Below are 521 nucleotides of genomic sequence, written 5' to 3'. Positions count from 1 at the left end.
AGGAATGTTAAATTTAATTAACATATTCCTTTATCCTTTTTATATTTTAAGGGTTACTTAAATTTGCAAGTTACTTATATTATTAGGATATATTAAACTACACGTCTACAGCAAGAAGATGTAATTACTGCTGAATTTATGAGCATAGATGAACTTGATAGTCATAAAACCAAAGGAACGGTGCCCCTTTCGGGGCCTAGTTCCAATTCGAACTTCGATGAACTGGTTAAGGAACTTATTAAAGATAGAATAATAATCTTAAGTAAATATGTATCACTTGATCAAGAAACACGAAAATTAATAATTAACACTAAGAATTTAAAACGAGATGATTTTGACCTGGTTGTAGTTTAGGATGGGGGGTCAATATTCAACGTAAATGGGGGGCAATTTTACTTGACATTCTACAACAGAAGAACAAAATCTCCCTACGGTCGAGTAAAAACCCTTATGCCAAGCAAATATGATAATCTCATCGTCCTTTGATTATCATATTTGCATCACATTCTGGGCATAGAACA

Annotated in this window: 1 protein-coding gene; it reads left to right on the top strand. The window is 32.4% G+C overall.

Features of this window, described 5'->3' with window-relative positions; translation table 11 throughout:
* The first annotated feature begins 138 nt into the window (after positions 1-138).
* A complete protein-coding gene (locus tag KPL38_RS19480) occupies positions 139-354 on the top strand; it encodes a hypothetical protein (protein ID WP_216290777.1) in 216 nt (71 codons plus the stop codon).
* Positions 355-521: the final 167 nt, after the last annotated feature.

This window comes from Clostridium psychrophilum (genome assembly GCF_018861705.1).
Classification (GTDB): Bacteria; Bacillota; Clostridia; order Clostridiales; family Clostridiaceae; genus Clostridium_AD; species Clostridium_AD psychrophilum.
This window is presented reverse-complemented; position numbering and strand designations above follow the sequence as displayed.